A 19,066-nucleotide genomic window follows, 5' to 3' on the forward strand; every position below is an offset into this window, starting at 1 on the left:
TATTTGAAATATAATTACAGTGTTAATTTCGCCTGTTCTACATATAATAGCTGGTAGCCGGTAGCCGGTAGCCGGTAGCCGGTAGCCGGTAACGATATTATTACTCTACAATATCCATTTCATCCACGAGGTGTTTCGCACCTGCGAATTTATCGATGATAAAAAGGGTATAACGAATATCCAGGGTGACATTTCTACAAATATCCGGGTTAAAAAGAATATCGCTCATTGTTCCTTCCCATACCCGATCATAATTGGTGCCGATGAGTTGCCCTTTTGCATTCAACACCGGACTTCCGGAATTACCACCGGTAGTGTGATTGGTAGCGATGAAAGCGACCGGCACAGAACCTTTCACCATATATCTTCCATAGTCTTTGTTGCGATGTAATTCGATTAAACGCGGAGGCAAATCAAACTCTTCATGTCCTGGAATATATTTTTGAATGACGCCATCGAGATTGGTTTGATAGTCATAAAAAACAGCGTCTCTGGCATCATACCCTTTGACTTTCCCATAGGCTAAGCGCAAAGTACTATTGGCATCGGGATAAAATTTTCGTTCCGGTTGCATCTCTCTTTGTCCGGCCATGTAGATGCGGTTCCACTTTTGCAGTTCAATATTGAAACTTACTAGCTTAAGCTGAATTTTTGAACGGAAGAAGGTTAACAGTTGATCCGCTAACTGATAAGCAGGGTCCTTCTTCAGGGATTTCGCTTTAGAAGTGTTGAAAGAAGACAGTGCTTTCTCCATTCCGGCCCGTTCGTCAAATTTACTATCTTCAAAAATCTCTTCTGTCATTTTATTAAAATCCGATTTATAACGGTTTCGAAGTAACGTAAAGTACTCTGGTTTCAGGGAGTCGGAAACCCCTTCGTCAAATAGCTTGAATAGGCTACTCATCATTTTTTTATCGGTGCTCGCGTCATAATCTTTGAAGTAATCTGAAACTCCGGACTTCAGTTTTGTTGCTTCTATCCTGACTTTAGCGGTGTCCGGCTTCTCTTCCAGAGTAGCATCAATCAATTTTTTATAAGCGTTGGCATAGGAAATGATTTCCACACCAAAGACCGCTTCAGCATAATAGTCATTGGCTGATAGATAGGGGCGGTGCTGAGCATAAAGTTTTTCAAGAGCAGGAAGCACCTGCCCGTACTTCATTTTGTTCGCCTCGCTGGTGTTACACCAGTTTCTAAAATCTACTTCATAGTCCCGTTTTTTCTTTAATCCATTCGATAACGTCAATCCTTTAATCTCCCCTTGCCATTTCTTCCAGGCATTGTTGACTCTACTGTATTTTGCGGCATATTGAAGATGCAGTGCTTCGCTGCTTCTCCTTGCTTCATTCATGATACGCAAACGCTCATCCCTAACCTTAATACCATTAGGATTGTTCACTTCAAGGATTGTCTGCAACTGATAAGAGGAAATATACTGCTGTGTCCGACCCGGAAATCCATACACCATGGTAAAATCTTCCTCCTCTACACCTCTCATGCTGATGGAGAAATGATGCCGTGGTGTAAAAGGGATATTATCCGGACTGAATTTTGCCGGCTTATTATCCTTATCCGCATAGATACGAAAAACCGAAAAGTCGCCGGTATGCCTTGGCCACATCCAGTTATCGGTATCTCCTCCAAAATTTCCTATAGAGGAAGGAGGTGCGCCAACAAGCCGTACATCCCTGAACGTCTCTGACACAAAAAGAAAAAATTCGTTACCGGAATATAATTGTTTAACCTGAGCTTCATAATGGGTTCCTTCCATAGCTTTTTTCTCAAGACCGGAAGCAATTTCTTTAATTTTCACAGCCCGTTGTTCTTCACTTAGACCTTCCAGTGCGTTAGTGAATGAAGCCGTCACATCATCAATACGGATTATAAAAGTGGCTGTAAGTTCCGGACAAGGAATTTCTTCTTTCATTGACATAGCCCAGAAACCATCTCGCAGGTAATTATGCTCCAGTGTACTTTGTTTCTGTATCTGGCTAAAACCACAGTGGTGATTTGTAATCATAAGACCTTTCGATGAAATAAGCTCGCCGGTACAAAATCCGCCAAACGAAACCACCGCGTCTTTCAAACTATTTTTATTGACGTTGTAAATTTCTTCGATCGGAATTTGCAAGCCTTTAATTCGCATTTCAGCCGCATTCAGTTGCTGCAAAAGTTGTGGCAACCACATCCCCTCATCAGCAACAGCAACGGAACAATGAATAAACAGATAGAAGATAGCGACAAGCCTGCGTAATACCATGATAGAATGATTTGAGGCGTAAAAATAGGAAAAGGATGGAATAAGTTGGAATGAACAACTATCCGCTACCTCAGTCCTGTAGGGGCGAAACCTCTGTAAGCCCTGTAGGGGCGAAACCTCTGTAAGCCCTGTAGGGGCGAAACCTCTGTAAGCCCTGTGGGGCGAAACCTCTGTAAGCCCTGTAGGCGCGAAACCTCTGTAAGCCCTGTAGGGGCGAAACCTCTGTAAGCCCTGTAGGGGCGAAACCTCTGTAAGCCCTGTAGGGGCGAAACCTCTGTAAGCCCTGTAGGGGCGAAACCTCTGTAAGCCCTGTAGGGGCGAAACCTCTGTAAGCCCTGTAGGGGCGAAACCTCTGTAAGCCCTGTAGGGGCGAAACCTCTGTAAGCCCTGTAGGGGCGAAACCTCCTCAGATACGGCTACCCCAGCCCTGTTAAATTGCCTTCTAAGCTAAACACCTAAATCGGAGTCAGCATCATAAAACTCCGGTAGATATTTTTCTGTAAACTCAATTTCATTTTCTTTCAAAACTGTTACATACTCTTTTTTAAAAGACCTCGTACTATGATGCTCTTTTTGGTTTAAGATATACTTTGAAATTACGGGAACAGCAGACCTTGAAGCGGAGAAAGCACCATATCCCGACTGCCATTCAAATTTTCCTTTAATCATCTTTTGCTCGTGGATAAATTTGGATGCGTTACCCTTAACTAAACCGGCCATTTTAGAAACCGAAATTTCAGGATGTAATCCAATTAAAATGTGAACATGATCTGGATTACAATATATCGATAACGGTTTTGATTTATTTTCTTTGATGATACCACACATATACTTTTCGATAGTATCCTTTATATTCTCATTAATTAGATTGGACCTACCTTTAACAACGAATACAAAATGTATAATGATTTGTGTGAATGTGTTTGCCATAAATTATTTTTTTTAAAATGATTTCTTTGAAAAATTACTTGACAAATATATTTCGAGATTATTTTGAAAATTATTATATTGTGTATGAGATTTCAACATATCAATATTGAAAACTCCAACCAAGACTTAGCTGCCGAAAGAACCGATTGGGTGTGATGAAATGTAGAGATTTCATATTCATCATGATGTCGAACACACAAAGAAACAGAGATGTCGCCCCTACAGGGCTCGAGGGGAGAGAGGGGCTTCCTTCCGGGTTACAGAGATTTCGCCCCTACAGGGCTGGAGGGAGAGAGGGGCTTTCGGGTTACAGAGATGTCGCCCCTACAGGGCTGGAGGGAGAGAGGAGCTTTCGGGTTACAGAGATTTCGCCCCTACAGGGCTGGAGGGAGAGAGGAGCTTTCGGGTTACAGAGATGTCGCCCCTACAGGGCTAAGGAGAGAGATGGGCTTCCGGGTTACAGAGATGTCGCCCCTACAGGGCTGGAGGGAGAGAGGAGCTTTCGGGTTACAGAGATGTCGCCACTACAGGGCTGGAGGGAGAGAGGAGCTTTCGGGTTACAGAGATGTCGCCCCTACAGGGCTAAGGGGAGAGATGGGCTTTCGGCTGACTTTGATGTCGCCCCTACAGGGCTAAAAAAACTAAAGTCGCCCTAAAATAAAAAGCCCCCATCTGAGGAGACAGGGGCTTTGATTGAGTTATGTTTTTCTAGAATGGAAGATCGTCCGCTTCGCCGGATGAGCCTGACATTGGATCTGACATTGCTCCTGCTGCAACAGGTGTATTGTCCATTGGAGTACTTGACGGTGCAGTACCATCTACTGTAACGCGCCATGGACGAACATCCGTGTACCAACGACCATTGTATTCGCGTGATTCCACACGGAAATTAATTTTTAAACGTGTACCGGGTGCAAATGCTTTGAAGGTACTTACCAGATCGCCCCATGCACTCATACATATTTTCTTTGGATATTGATCTTCCGTTTCAACGATAAAATCTTGCTTCACCCATTGGCCATTTTTGCCAGTACCCGTTTGCTCCGGAAGTGAATAGAGTAATTTTGCTGTGATTTCCTGACTCATAATTATTGCTGTTATTTGATTTTCAAAAATACTGATTTAGACGGTTTCTACACTTATTTTAACACCGGTTTTTCATTCCTGTAACGCAAATGTTAATAAGTATATTATCACCGAACTGAGGACAAAATTAAAGAGTAGCCATCGCTTTAGTCGTATATTAAACGTTTATTATCGCTTAAGGTAACTAACCTGCTGAATATTAATAAGGTTTAATGATCTTAAGCATATTCCGGTCAGAAATTGTCTTTAAAACGCTATCCCATTCACGACTGTACTTCTTCATACTCTACCATTCAGCACCCTTGTTTCATTAGTCCTTTCCTAACATCTCTACACTCCTGCGCATGAAGTTCGACATGGCCTCGCCCTTCAGTAAGCCCTGTCCTAATAATGCAAGATCAATGGCCTGCTGCATGAGTTGCGTCTTCTTCTCCGTATTCTCTTCAGAAAGGACTTTACTCATAAGCGGATGATTATTGTTAACGACAAGATTGTATTGGTCCGGCATTTCTCCCATGAAAGAATATCCTCCGCCGGTTGCCGACATCTCCTTCATGCGTCGCATAAACTCGGGACGGGTCACCATTACGGGTGCATCCTTTTCTGTTAATGACTCAAAATTGACATGATAGATTTCTTTGTTGACAACGGATTCCGCAATTTCTTTGAGCGCATTTTGCTGCTCTTCGTTGAGTACAGAGACTTTCGATTCTTCTTTGTTGATCAACTTATCTACAGTATCGGCATCTACCCTCGCAAAACTGCTTCCCTCTAATTTTTGTTCAAGGAAATTTACAAAATGTGTGTCAATCACTCCATCCATCCAGAGCACATCGTATCCTTTATTCTTTGCTCCTTCTACATAAATATGCTGTTCTTCCGGCTGCGTCGAGTAGAGATAGATAAATTTTTTGTCCTTGTCTTCCTGATTCACCTTTACTAACTCACGATACTCTTCAAAAGTGAAGTACTTCTTGTCTACATTTTTCAACAAACAAAATTTCGCGGCCCTGTCGTAAAACTTCTCTTCACTCAGCATTCCATATTTAATAAACACACCTATATCATCCCACTTCGCTTCGAAATCTGTACGGTTCTCTTTAAATAATTCTTCCAGCTTATCGGCTACTTTTTTCAGAATATGATTACTGATTTTTTTCACATTCGAATCACTCTGCAAGTAACTGCGGGAAACATTCAATGGAATATCCGGAGAATCAATAACACCGTGAAGCAAGGTCAGAAAATCCGGAACAATTCCTTCTACGGCATCGGTCACAAAAACCTGTTTGCAATAGAGTTGAATTTTGTTTTTCTGCACTTCCAGATTTTTCTTCAGTTTAGGGAAATACAATATTCCGGTAAGGTTGAAAGGGTAATCCACATTGAGGTGAATCCAGAAGAGCGGTTCTTCTGCAAAAGGATATAACTCTTTATAAAAAGCGCGATAGTCTTCGTCTTTTAAGTCAGCAGGTTTTTTTACCCATGCCGGCTCCGTATTGTTCATCTTTTCTCCCTCAAAGCGAATCTCCACAGGAAGAAAGCCGCAATATTTCTTAAGAAGATTTTTTATTCTGGCCGGCTCAAGAAACTCTGCGGAATCCTCATTGACATTTAAAACTATGTCTGTTCCACGATCCGTTTTCGGCTCTTTATCGAGCGTATACGAGGGACTTCCATCACAGGACCACCTCACCGCATCCGCTTCTTCGGCTTGCCATGACCGTGAGTGAATCTCTACTTTGTCCGACACCATAAAGGCCGAGTAAAAACCGAGTCCGAACTTACCAATGAGTTGCGCGGTTGCCTGATCTTTATACTTATTGACAAATTCTTCCGCACCGCTAAAAGCAATCTGATTGATGTACTTCTCAATTTCCTCACCCGTCATTCCAACACCACGATCTCTGACTGTTAAGGTCTTTTCCTCTTTATTGATGATGACTTCTACAAAAAGCTCCCCGGTTTCCACCGGCTTTTCCGCTATCGTATTCAGGGTTTTAAGTTTCTGCGTAGCATCCACCGCATTGGCTACCAATTCACGGAGGAAAATTTCATGGTCGCTGTAAAGGAATTTCTTAATAATAGGGAAGATGTTCTCTGTTTGAACATTGATTTTACCGTGCTGTGTGCTCATATTTTCAGTTTTCTGCTTATTTTTTTATGGTTTCGGCTCTGCCGATGTCAATTTAGGTGCCAAATGGAAAAACTGACATTTTGACCATTTTTTATCCACTATCTTTGTCGTATCATCTTAATACATTTTAATAATTTTACATAGAGAATGCACTGTGTCACCCTGATTTTAATGAAGCAGATCATGGTCATTTCAACGCGTGGTTCTCTGTCTGCAACGGGATGAACATCTTCTGCAAACCCATAATATAAAAGCCTGAATTATAGAGATAAAACTTCATAAATTTGCGTAACTTTTATCCTTGAGTTCTGTATAATGTTAATGAGTAAAAATCACGTAAACAGAAACAATTCACACTTTTAATCCGACAAATGTCCACCTCTAAAACTATACATCAATGGGTCGAGTTTCGAGCTCAACAACATCCGGAACGTGCTGCCATCCTTCATGATGGTAAAACACTGACTTACCGTGAATTAAACGAACAATCGAACCGTATTGCCCACCAACTTTCTGCCCACGGCAATGTGAAAGGTGGTTATGTTGGGATTTGTCTGGAGCGTTCTTCCGACCTGATGGTTGCCATTCTCGGTGTTCTGAAGGCCGGGGCTGCCTATGTCCCTTTCGATGTGGAATATCCTGCTGAGCGTTTACAATATATGGCAGAAATCAGTGACATTCCAGTGATGATTACTTCTGATGCGCTTGGTCGACGTTTACCGAAGGGGTCTTTTAAAGTGCTGGACATTAATAAAGTTAAAACAGAAGGACTTTCGACCAATCCCAATTTAGAAATTGCTGAAAATCAGCCTGCTTACGTACTTTTTACTTCCGGATCTACCGGATTACCCAAGGGCGTTGTTATGCCTCACCGCGCGTTGGTGAATTTGGTAGACTGGCAAATCAGCCAAACATCCATTCATGATGAAGGCAGGACTTTGCAATTTGCACCTGTCAGTTTTGACGTTCACTTCCAGGAGATTTTTAGTACCTGGTGTGATGGCGGATGCATTTGTCTGATCAATGACGAATTGCGCCTGAACGCACTCGCCTTGTTGAAATTCATTGATGAGAACCGGATTGAGAGATTATACCTGCCATTTATTGCTCTTCAAAGTTTATGTGAACTTTCAAAACATGCGGATTCTACATTACCCTCACTCAAGGAAATTATTACGGCGGGCGAACAATTGCAGGTAACTCCGGCGCTCGTTGATTTCTTCAACCGTATTCCGCATTGTAAATTATACAATCATTACGGTCCTACCGAAACACATGTCGTTACCTCGTACCTGTTAGAAGGCACTCCCGATACATGGCCCGCATTGCCTGCTATAGGCAAACCGATTCAGCAGTCGGAAATTTATTTGCTGGATGAAAACGGGAATTTTGTGAAAGATGGTGAAGAGGGCGAACTCTTTGCCGCTGGTCTTTGCCTCGCAGATGGTTATCTGAAACGAGATGATCTCACCACTGAACGCTTTCTGGAGAATCCATTCCGAAAAGGTGAAAAAATGTACAAAACCGGTGATCTCGCCAGAAGAATGCCGGATGGAAATATTCAATATCTCGGTCGCATCGACGGACAAGTGAAGGTGCGTGGCTACAGAATAGAGCTCGGTGAAATAGAAGTAGCTGCCGGCCGATTTGATCATGTGGCTCAGGCTGCTGCAACAGTGAGAGAGGATAAGCCCGGCGAGAAAAAACTGGTGGTGTATCTGGTCATGGATCCGGGGCATTCACTAAACGTAAAGGATATACGCAACTTTCTGCATACCCGACTTCCGGATTATATGATGCCCTCTGCTTTTGTTCAGATGGAAGCTCTCCCCCGAACACCGAGCGGAAAAATTGACCGTCGCAGTCTCCCGAAACCGGATACCAAAAGACCTGAACTGGATGTACCATTTACAGCACCGTCATCCCCTTTAGAGAATAACATCTGTTCATTGTGGTCTTCCTTACTCAATATTGAACCCATTGGTACCAAAGATAATTTCTTTGACCTCGGAGGAAACTCATTGCTCGCGCTTCAATTTGTTGCTTACCTGAAAGCGGAGTATGGTATAGACGTCTCCGTTATAAAGGTGTATCAGCATCCAACAGTAGCAGGCCTCAGCGCCTCCATTGAAGGAAAAGATACCGGCAAACAACTGAAAGTTTCCATGCGGGAACGTGCCGCCGCGCGTCATACAAAGGGAGCAAATACTGCAAATGATGCGATAGCCATTGTAGGAATGTCACTTCGGGTACCCGGTGCGGATACTGTAGAAGAATTCTGGAATAATCTGCGCAACGGCGTTGAAAGCATTACCTTCTTTAAGCCGGAAGAGATGGATTCGTCTATTCCGAAAGATGTGATTGATGATCCGCAATATGTACCGGTGAGAGGTATAATGAAAGATGCATCCGGATTCGATGCACCATTTTTTAATATGAATCCTAATGTAGCGAAGGTAACTGATCCGCAGCAACGTGTCCTGCTTGAACTGGCCTGGAACGCCTTAGAGCATGCCGGTCACGCTTCCTCCCGCTATGAAGGTATGATAGGTGTCTTTGCCGGTATGGGAAACAGCACCTATTACCTGAATAATGTATTGCCCAACAAAACGGCTGTTCAGCGCGTAGGATCCTTCCTCGCCATGACGCAGAACGAAAAAGATTATATCGCTACCCGTATTGCTTATGAACTCAATCTGAAAGGATTGGCCGTAAGTGTACATACCGGTTGCTCTACCTCACTTACCGCCATCTCTCAGGCCTGTAATGCGCTTTGGAACAGAGAGTGTGATATGGTCCTCGCCGGTGGTGTTGCCGTCACCTCGCCTGTAAACAGTGGTCAGCGATATGAAGAAGGTGCCATGTTTTCTGAAGATGGCCATACTCGAACTTTTGATGCAGGTGCTCGTGGAACAGTATTTAGTGATGGTGCCGGAATGGTGGTGCTGAAGCGCTATGAAGATGCACTTGCAGATGGCGACACCGTGTATGCATTGGTACGTGGTGTTGCACTGAACAATGATGGTGGTGATAAAGGAAGCTTTACCGCACCCAGTGTAGAAGGTCAGGCCGGTGTGATCAGCATGGCACAAGCGATGGCTGGAGTAGATCCTTCTACTATTTCTTACGTTGAAACACACGGTACTGCGACACCGTTAGGCGATCCTATTGAGATTGAAGGGCTCACTAAAGCTTTCCGTGAACATACTGCCGAAAAACAATATTGTGCTCTGGGATCTGTCAAGACCAATATCGGACACTTGACATCTGCTGCAGGTGTGGCCGGCTTTATTAAAACCGCTCTTGCTCTTTACCATAAGGAGTTACCTCCCAGTCTTCATTATCAATCTCCGAATCCACAGATTAACTTTTCCGAGAGCCCTTTCTTTGTCAACAACACACTTCGCCCCTGGGATACTACACGTTTGCCACGCCGTGCAGGTGTGAGCTCCTTTGGTGTGGGTGGTACCAATGCGCATGTGATTCTGGAAGAGGCTCCTGTTCCTCTCCCCTCCGGACCTGCCAGAAGTAAACATCTGCTGCTCTTATCTGCCAAGACTGAAAATGCACTTGCACAGCGACAACATGACCTCCGTGAATATGTCCATAATAACCCCGGGCTGAACACCGCCGACGCCGCATTTACCTTACAAACCGGAAGGCATGATTTTGCCCAGCGCTGGTTTGGTGTGGTGAATGATAACGGTGATGCCACTACGCTACTTGAACAAGGGGATCCTAAACGCAGCTCCCGTCATGTCTTGCAACAGCAGGCTGAAGGCGTTGTGTTTATGTTCCCCGGTCAGGGATCACAGTATGTGGGAATGGGAACGGCACTTTACCGTGATGAAATTATCTTTAAAGAAGCCGTTGACCGTTGTGCAGCCATCCTGACGCCTTTACTGGGACGTGATCTGCGGGAATTACTCTTTGCAGAAGAAGGCAATGCGGATGCGGAAAATTTATTAAAGCAAACGTATTACACGCAACCGGCACTCTTCACCATTGGCTATAGTCTGGCGCAATTGTGGATGAGTTGGGGCATCAAACCATCCGCGCTCATTGGCCATAGCATCGGCGAGTTTGTCGCTGCTACTATCGCAGGAGTTTTCACAGTGGAAGATGCGCTGACGATTGTTGCAGGGAGAAGTAAGCTGATGCAGGATTGTCCGGGTGGCGCTATGCTATCGGTACGCCTATCCGAAGAAGCGATACGTCCTTTATTGAATGATAAAATCTCCATAGCCGCAGTAAATGGTCCGCAATTATGTGTCGTAGCCGGACCCTATGATGAAATAGAAAAATTACAACGTAAATGGGAGGCGGAAGAAGTCATCTGCAAACCCTTGCATACTTCTCATGCCTTTCACTCTCCCATGATGGAGCCGGTTATCGCCCCCTTTGCTGAGTTGGTAAAAAAGATTGAACTCAAAGCACCGGCTTTACCTATTCTTTCAACAGTCACTACGAAATGGCTCAGTGATGAAGAAGCAAAAGATCCGATGTATTGGGCAGGACATCTGCGGGCCACAGTTCGGTTTGCGGAAGGAGTGAAAGCCTTGTGGACAGACAAGCCCCGCATGGTCATGCTGGAACTCGGACCGAGAAATACAGCGACGACATTGGCACGACAACAGGCTATTGATCCGAAATCACAAAAAGCTATTCCATCACTCGGCGATTCATCTGTCAACGATGCGGAGTGGACCGCTTTACTCTCGGCCATCGGGCATTTATGGTTGAATGGAATTTACATCGACTGGAAAGCCTTTTATGCGCTGGAGAATCGTCAACGAACGGCCTTGCCCGGATATCCTTTTGAACATAAATCCTACTGGCTGGATCCTCCTGCGCAAACGGAGCTTCCAACCTATTCATCACAAGAAACACAACAAGAAACAATAACAGAAAACAATTCCGATTTCCAAACTATTGCAGCTATGTCACAACAACGAAAAGAACGATTAGTAAAAGAAATTTCCGACATCCTCGAAGAAGCTTCAGGGATGGAACTGGAAGGAGCAGATCGCAACGCCGGTTTTGTAGAACTGGGTCTTGACTCTCTCTTCCTGACTTCGGTAGCGTTGACACTCACCAAAAAATACGGTGTGAAAGTGACTTTCCGTCAGTTGAATGAAAGCCTTTCCACACTCAACAGTCTCTCTGATTATTTTGATCAGCAGTTACCACCGGATGCTCCGGCTCCTGTTGCTGCTCCGGTTCAACCGAAGCAAGCCACTTCAGCACCAGTTGCGCAAAATGCTCCGGCATTTAATTTTCAGCCCGTCGCACAGATGCAAAATACCATTCCAAACGATGGCAGTGTGCAAGCGGTGATCAATCAGCAATTACAGCTCATGCAGCAACAACTCATGATGCTCAGCGGACAAGCACCTGTAGCAATGCCGCCCGGTCCTGTAGCAGCAGCTATTTCGAATACTCCTCCTCCAACAGCAGCACCTTCTGTAAAGGCAACGAAAGATGCCCTCATCACTCCGGATGAAGAAAAAGAACTGAAGAAGCCTTTTGGTGCAGTGGCGCGCATTGAAAAAAGTGTCAACAGTCAGTTCACCGAAAAACAGGTGCAATGGCTGGAAGCATTTAAATCAGCCTACGTTCAGAAAACAAAATTATCGAAAGCTTATACGCAACAACATCGGCCGCATTTAGCAGACCCACGTGTTGTTACCGGATTCAAACCTCATCTGAAGGAGATGATCTATCAGCCGGTGGTCAATCGCTCTTTGGGCTCTCGTATCTGGGATATCGACGGAAATGAATACGTGGATGTGTTAAATGGATTCGGATCAAATATGTTCGGACATAATCCACCGTTTATCGTGGAAGCCATTAGTGAACAATTAAAACGCGGATATGAATTGGGACCTCAACATGAGTTGGCCGGAGAAGTGGCGAAGATGATCTGTGAGCTGACCAATTCTGACCGCGCAGGATTCTGCAATACCGGATCAGAAGCTGTACTCGGTGCTATGCGTATAGCCAGAACCGTTACAGGGCGTTCCACAATTATAAGTTTCAACGGATCTTACCACGGTATCAACGATGAAGTCATTCTTCGTGGAACTAAAAAATTCAAATCAGTACCGGCGGCAGCAGGTATCATGCCTGAATCTGTTCAGAACATGCTGGTGCTGGATTATGGTACACCGGAATCGCTCGAAATCATTCGCCAGCGCGCACATGAGATTGCTGCTGTAATGGTAGAGCCTGTACAAAGCCGTCGTGCTGATTTTCATCCGAAAGAATTTCTTCAGGAAGTTCGTAAAATTACCAGTGACAATGGTTGCTTGTTGATTTTCGACGAAGTCATCACCGGATTCCGTACTTTACCGGGAGGAGCGCAACAATATTTCGATGTAAAGGCGGACATCGGCACTTATGGTAAAGTAGTGGGTGGTGGTATGCCGATCGGAGTTATTGCATGTAAAAAGAATACATGGATGCGCTCGACGGTGGCTTCTGGCAATATGGAGATGGTTCAGTGCCTGAAATCGGGGTGACCTATTTTGCAGGAACCTTCGTTCGTCATCCGTTCGCACTTGCCGCAGCAAAAGCAGTGCTCCTTCACATGAAAGAAAAAGGACAAGCGTTGCAGGAACATCTGAATGGAAATACCGCATGGCTCGCAAAAGAAGTAAATGATTTTGCTGCTTCATTAAATATTCCATTCCATCTCGTTCACTTCGGATCATTATTCAAACCTAAGTATGATATTGATCTGCCGAATGCCGATTTAATTTACTTGTTACTTCGTCAAAAAGGCATTCATATTTATGATGGGTTCCCCTGCTTTCTAACGGAAGCGCATAGCCGTGAAGATATTGAGTTTATCATCAGCATGTTCAAAGAAGCGTTGTCAGAACTGGCTGATGCCGGGTTCATTCCGGGTCTTGGCAATAACACTTCTTCCAACGGCGCTTCAATGAATGGCAACGGACAGAAACAGAATGATGCTACTCTGCCTCCTGTTCCCGGTGCCATGCTTGGGAAGAATCCTGATGGAACACAGGGCTGGTTTGTACCTGATCCTGCTCGTCCCGGAAAATACCTCAAATTAATGCTTAATTAATTACTACCTTTATTAAATATGTCTACATTACCTCCGGGTTACCAATTTGAAGCAGTTGATTTCGACCCATTCGGTTCTTCAACGATCACTGTTCCTTCCACTGAAGTTCAGAAGGAAATGTTCATGTCTGTACTTCTTGGCGGAGATCCTGCCAACTGTGCCTACAATGAATCCATTACCTTGCATCTTCACGGACCGGTTCAAAAAGATAAATTGAAGGAGGCCTTCAGGCAAATTATTGTTCGTCATGAGAGCTTAAGATCCACCTTCAGTGAAGATGGCTTGCTGATGCATGTCTTTCCCTCTATTGATTTACCCTGGAGGGAAATTGCGAATCTCGACACTTCTGAAAAAGCAGCAACGCTTGATAAATATGCACGTGAGGCAACGCTGCATGTGTTCGATCTTATTAATGGGCCTCTGGTAAATATGTTGTTGTTACATTTTAATGACAACAGTCATGCCGTGCTGGTAACAGGACATCATATTGTTTGTGATGGATGGTCATTGAGTTTAATGATCAAGGATCTCAGTACGATTTATTCCTCGCTGGTAAAAAACGAGCAGCCGGATCTGGAATCAGCAGTTTCATTTATCACTTATGCCAATGAACAGGAACATTATCTGAAAAGTAAAGAACATGAGGAAGTAGAAAAGTTCTGGCTGGATCAATATCAGGGTGAGTTACCTGTTGTTGAATTTCCTCCTGATAACCATCGGCCAACAGTGAGAAGTTTTTTTGCAAAGCGGATAGATGTCACTGTTCCTCCTGAATTAGTGAATAGACTGCGACAATTAAGTCGTAAAAGTAATACAAGCTTTGTCACTATAATGCTCAGTTCATTTGAGGCCTTTCTTTATCGTATAACCGGACAGGAAGATCTCGTAGTAGGTTTACCGGCAGCAGGACAAAATGTAGAAGGGTATTATAATCTGATCGGACACTGTGTCAACTTGCTTCCATTGAGAAGTAAAATAAGACCTGAGCAAGCGTTTAGTGATTACCTGAAGGATCGAAAAAGTTATCTCTTCGACGCTTATGATCACCAACAATTCACTTTTGGAAGTTTGTTACAAAAACTAAGTATACAGCGTGATCCGTCAAGAATACCGCTAGTTCCTGTAGTTTTCAATGTAGACATTGGCTTTACAGAAGGCTTCTCCTTTGAAGGATGTACATTTGATGTTTCTACCAATCCCCGTCATTTTGAAAATTTTGAGATATTTTTAAATGCTTCCGGATCCGGTGATAAGTTGGTGCTCGAATGCACTTTCAACAATGACCTGTTCGATGAGGACATGATGCGATTGCGCATGGAAGAATACATACGGCTGATGACGAGTATTGCAGATGATCCTTCCTGCAAAATCAGTCATCTGGAAGTAAGAACTGAAGAGGAAAAAGCATTTCTAAATTCTATTAACGATACAGATGTAAATTTTAACAAGCCCAATGGTATACATGAATGTATTGATCAAATAGCATCTCAGTTAAAGCCCTCACAAACAGCAGTAGTTGCCAGGGCGAAGAGCATGACTTACCGGGAACTTTCTGACATATCTGACCGATGGGCGAGCCGGCTTCAAAAGAAAGGACTGAAAGAGGGTGACTTTGTAGGGGTATGCCTGCCACGCACCATTGAATTGCCTGCAGTTTTGGTAAGTATAATGAAAGCCGGAGGTGCATATGTACCGCTTGACCCGGCATTTCCTGTTGATCGACTGCAGTACATGGTGGAAGATTCCAATGCAGGATTTATTATTATCACGCGAGAATTGCAAAATGAATTTCATTTTCCGGAAGATAAAATAATATATATTGATGCTTTAATTTCTGAAACTAACGGCAGCACCTATACCAAGTATCCTGTTACCAAAGATAGTGTTGCTTATATTCTGTATACCTCCGGTTCGACGGGCAAACCGAAGGGCGTTGTCATAAAACATCATGGAGTAGTTAGCGTGCTCACTGAACTGGCAGGTAAATTCGGGATGAGTATGGAAGATCGTTTCCTGGCCATCACCACCATTTCTTTTGATATTTCAGTTCTCGAAATATTTATGCCACTGATGCATGGTGCAAGTGTGCATTTGACCACTAAGGAGGAATCTTTTGACCCGATGTGGCTGGAGGATTACATAAATAAAAATTCGATTCGGTTTATACAGGGAACTCCTGCCACTTTTGAGATACTTTTCTCCGCCGGATGGAAAGGGAATAACGATCTTGTACTTCTCTGCGGCGGTGAAGCCATGCGAATTGAATTAGTAGAAAAGGTCCTTTATTATAATAAAGAGATCTGGAATCTGTACGGTCCTACTGAAGCTACTATCTGGGCTACTGTACAACTTTTCAACAATGAAAATCTTCATTTAATGCGAAGTGGAGCGATGAGTATTGGAAAGCCCATCGCCAATACCCGCGTATTTATCATGGATGCTAACGGCCAACCCTGTCCACTGGGTGTGTCAGGTGAATTGTGGATTGGGGGGGAAGGTGTGGCCCTTGAATATAAGAATCTCCCTGAGATGACCAGAGAGAAGTTCATCCCTTCACCTGACAATAACGGAAGAGTCTATCGTACGGGTGACCGTGTAGTTATGGATCAGGATGGTTACCTGCATTTCATGAATCGATTTGATCATCAGGTAAAAGTAAGAGGATATCGAATTGAACTCGGTGAAATCGAAACAAATATCAATGAATGTCATGGAATATCGCAATGTGTAGTCATGACCGTACCGGATGCAACAGGAAGTAATATGTTAGCTGTTTGGTTCACTACAAAAGAGAAAGATGTAGATGAAACAGATTTTATACAGAAATGTAAGAAGGCGCTAGCATTAAAACTACCTGATTATATGATTCCCACTTTGTGGATGAAGATGGATAGTTTTCCGCTTACTCCCAATAGAAAAGTAGACCGTAAAGCATTGCCTAAACATACTACTGCAAAACCAATAGACCGAAATAACGTTGAATTTGAACAATTCAGTCCACTTCAACTACAGATTGCCAATGTCTGGAAAGACACTTTGAAAGTGCCGGAAGTTTTCCTTGATGACAATTTTTTTGAACATGGCGGCTATTCCATTCTCGCTGTAAAATTGATGGTTGATCTCGAAAAAGAAACCGGTATTCGTCTTCCAATTGCTGTTCTTTTTACACATTCAACCATTCGGAAACTCAGTTCGCTTTATGATAAACCAGCAGAAGAGGGAGTATGGAGTCCTCTCGTTACTATAAAAGCGGAAGGAACAAGGAAGCCTATGTATTTTGTACACGGGGTGAGTGGGAATGTATTTAAATATTTTGCTTTAGGAAAACTCCTGCATCCGGACCAGCCTAGCCTTGGCTTACAAGGATTCGGGTTAAATGGAAAAGATATTCCCTTTACCAATATGGAAGAGATGGCAGCGTATCATATCGATGCCTTGTTAAAATTTCAACCAAATGGACCTTATATGTTAGGGGGAGGATCCTTTGGAGGATATCTCGCCTATGAGATGGCCATTCAACTGATGGAGAAAGGCAAAGAAGTTTCATTTCTCGCGTTATACGACCTTGATGCGGCAAAGAAAACTGACTTTCTTCCCGGTGGTGTAAAACAGCTCATGGGAGCAACGTTACTTGCCAGCAGGTTTATAAAACGAGCAACTGTACTAGCTAAGGCGGATAAAGAAGAACGTAAAAATTATTTCGAAGCCCGTAAAAAAATTAAAGAAGTAGGTGAGTTGGAATCATGGCTCGATATTTTTAATGTGACTGAAATGATTGGTGAAGACGCCGCAACTTATTTTAAGAGAGTGGAAGAAGCCTGTTACGAAGCATTGATGAATTATAAGATTAAACCCTATAAAGGCTCATTGGTATTGTTCCGTGCAAAAGATGGACATTATAATAATGAATACGATGAAGATCTCGGCTGGGGAAATTTTGTAAAAGGAACAACAACTGTGATTACAGTTCCGGGTGATCATAATTCTATATTTGAAGAACCGAATGTGCCGATACTTGCAGCTAAAATGAATGAAATCCTGAATAAGATAAATGGTTGATCAGAGGAGTCAGAAATCAAAGGTTTCCGTTTCCGCCTTTGATCCGTCAAAACATCTCCCGGAGAATAAAATTATCATTGTTCTCGAAAAAGTTCCTTTAAATTTACCTGCAGTTTTGAATCTGACAACAAGCGAATGGGAGCGATCTGCAAAGCTTGTAAGGGAAGAAGATCGACAGGCATTTCTATATCGGCACCACTTGCTGCGTACATGGCTATCACACTGGTTGAACAAACTACCGACAGCACTTTTCTTCGAAACGAATCCCTTCGGAAAGCCCTATCTCCCGGATACGGAAATTCAATTTAATATGAGTCGCTGTCAGGATAATCTGGCGTTTATCTTTGCCCCGGTGATGGCCGGAATCGATATAGAAATCCTTAGAGATCCTGCTCCATTTTTGCCCATAGCCAAACGATTCTTTCATCCCGAAGAACAAGAGTTAATCTCAAAGGGAACTAATTTCTTCGACATTTGGACTCGCAAAGAGGCCATATTAAAAGCACAGGGCATCGGACTTTTTGATGGTTTAGCTTCCGTAGATTGCTCTAAAAACACTCTTTTTCTTCAGGGTCACAACTATTTCCTTCACACATTTAAGACACCCAATGCGGTTATCAGTGCTGCTTTTGAAAATAAAGATTTACCTGTGGAAATTTTTGAGGAAATGGATTCAGCAACCGTAACGAACATTTAAACATTTCCCGAAAACGTCGGCACAGAAGTGCGAATATTTGGATGGATTAAACACTTTCTACTTATATTTGTTGAAGTATTATTGAATAAAAATATAATCATTTCTTTCAAAAACTAAGTTGATATGATATCTAAGAAAATTGAAAAATTATTGAATCAGCAAATTGACCTTGAGGCAGATTCCTCATCCTTCTATCTCGCCATGGCCTCCTGGGCAGAGCGCTCCGGATACAATGGTGTTTCCGCCTTTTTATATCGTCACAGCGATGAAGAGCGATTACACATGCTGAAGCTGATAAAATTCGTAAATGAGAGAGGTGGTGCTGCGCTTATTCCGGCATTGAAAAGCCCTCCCATTAACTTTAAAGGTGTTAGTGAGGTGTTCGAACTTTTACTTAAACATGAAGTGAAGGTGAGCAACGAGATTAATAAACTGGTGGAACATTGTCTGGCAGATAAGGATTACACCACTCATAACTTCCTGCAATGGTATGTTGCTGAACAAATTGAAGAAGAGCGCCTTGCCCGTAATTTACTGGACAAGATCAAACTCATTGGTTCCGACAAGGGAGGTATGTATCTCTTCGACAGAGACCTGGAAACCATGCAGCCACATGCTGACCAGGGGGTTTAAAATGACAAAGCCCTGACCATTTTCGGTATCATCATTGATAAAATTGCGAAAAGCCGCCACGTCTTACTTGTGGTGGCTTTTCCTTGCTTATTTACGAGAACAAAATAGGTGCATCAGCGTACAATAAAAAGGTGATGAATCACGTCAATACTTCTACAAAACAATAGTATACTT

At 43.3% G+C, this 19,066-nt stretch carries 7 protein-coding genes and 1 pseudogene; 4 read left to right on the top strand and 4 right to left on the bottom strand.

Annotated elements, in window-relative coordinates; translation table 11 throughout:
• Positions 1–100 precede the first annotated feature (100 nt).
• The 4 genes from IPJ86_04700 to htpG all read right to left on the bottom strand — a co-directional run bounded on the left by IPJ86_04700 (position 101) and on the right by htpG (position 6,413).
• On the bottom strand, positions 101–2,260 hold the full coding sequence (locus IPJ86_04700) for a S46 family peptidase (protein MBK7886613.1): 2,160 nt from the start codon (positions 2,258–2,260) through the stop codon (positions 101–103).
• Between the two features lie 447 nt (positions 2,261–2,707).
• Entirely contained in the window at positions 2,708–3,190 is a 483-nt protein-coding gene (tnpA, locus tag IPJ86_04705; GenBank protein ID MBK7886614.1) for an IS200/IS605 family transposase, read from the bottom strand.
• 708 nt (positions 3,191–3,898) lie between these two features.
• Positions 3,899–4,276, bottom strand: coding sequence for a DUF3127 domain-containing protein (locus IPJ86_04710; GenBank protein ID MBK7886615.1), 378 nt, complete (start codon positions 4,274–4,276; stop codon positions 3,899–3,901).
• A 310-nt stretch (positions 4,277–4,586) separates the two neighbouring features.
• A complete protein-coding gene (gene htpG, locus IPJ86_04715) occupies positions 4,587–6,413 on the bottom strand; it encodes a molecular chaperone HtpG (protein MBK7886616.1) in 1,827 nt (608 codons plus the stop codon).
• 371 nt (positions 6,414–6,784) lie between these two features.
• Here htpG and IPJ86_04720 point away from each other — a divergent pair.
• The 4 genes and pseudogenes from IPJ86_04720 (at position 6,785) to IPJ86_04735 (ending at position 18,892) form a co-directional block, all read left to right on the top strand.
• Positions 6,785–13,503 (top strand): annotated as a pseudogene (locus IPJ86_04720) (amino acid adenylation domain-containing protein).
• A gap of 18 nt (positions 13,504–13,521) precedes the next feature.
• Positions 13,522–17,562 carry an amino acid adenylation domain-containing protein gene (locus tag IPJ86_04725; protein ID MBK7886617.1) on the top strand — a complete coding sequence of 1,347 codons (4,041 nt, stop codon included), beginning with the start codon at positions 13,522–13,524 and terminating at the stop codon, positions 17,560–17,562.
• Positions 17,555–18,259 (top strand): 4'-phosphopantetheinyl transferase superfamily protein, encoded by a 705-nt coding sequence (locus IPJ86_04730; GenBank protein ID MBK7886618.1) that lies wholly within the window; start codon positions 17,555–17,557, stop codon positions 18,257–18,259. The genes IPJ86_04725 and IPJ86_04730 overlap by 8 nt, the downstream gene beginning before the upstream one ends.
• 123 nt (positions 18,260–18,382) lie before the next feature.
• Positions 18,383–18,892: a ferritin gene (locus IPJ86_04735; protein MBK7886619.1), complete on the top strand. Its 510-nt coding sequence runs from the start codon at positions 18,383–18,385 to the stop codon at positions 18,890–18,892.
• The last annotated feature ends 174 nt before the right edge of the window (positions 18,893–19,066 follow it).

Source organism: Bacteroidota bacterium, assembly GCA_016713925.1.
Taxonomy (GTDB): domain Bacteria; phylum Bacteroidota; class Bacteroidia; order AKYH767-A; family OLB10; genus JAJTFW01.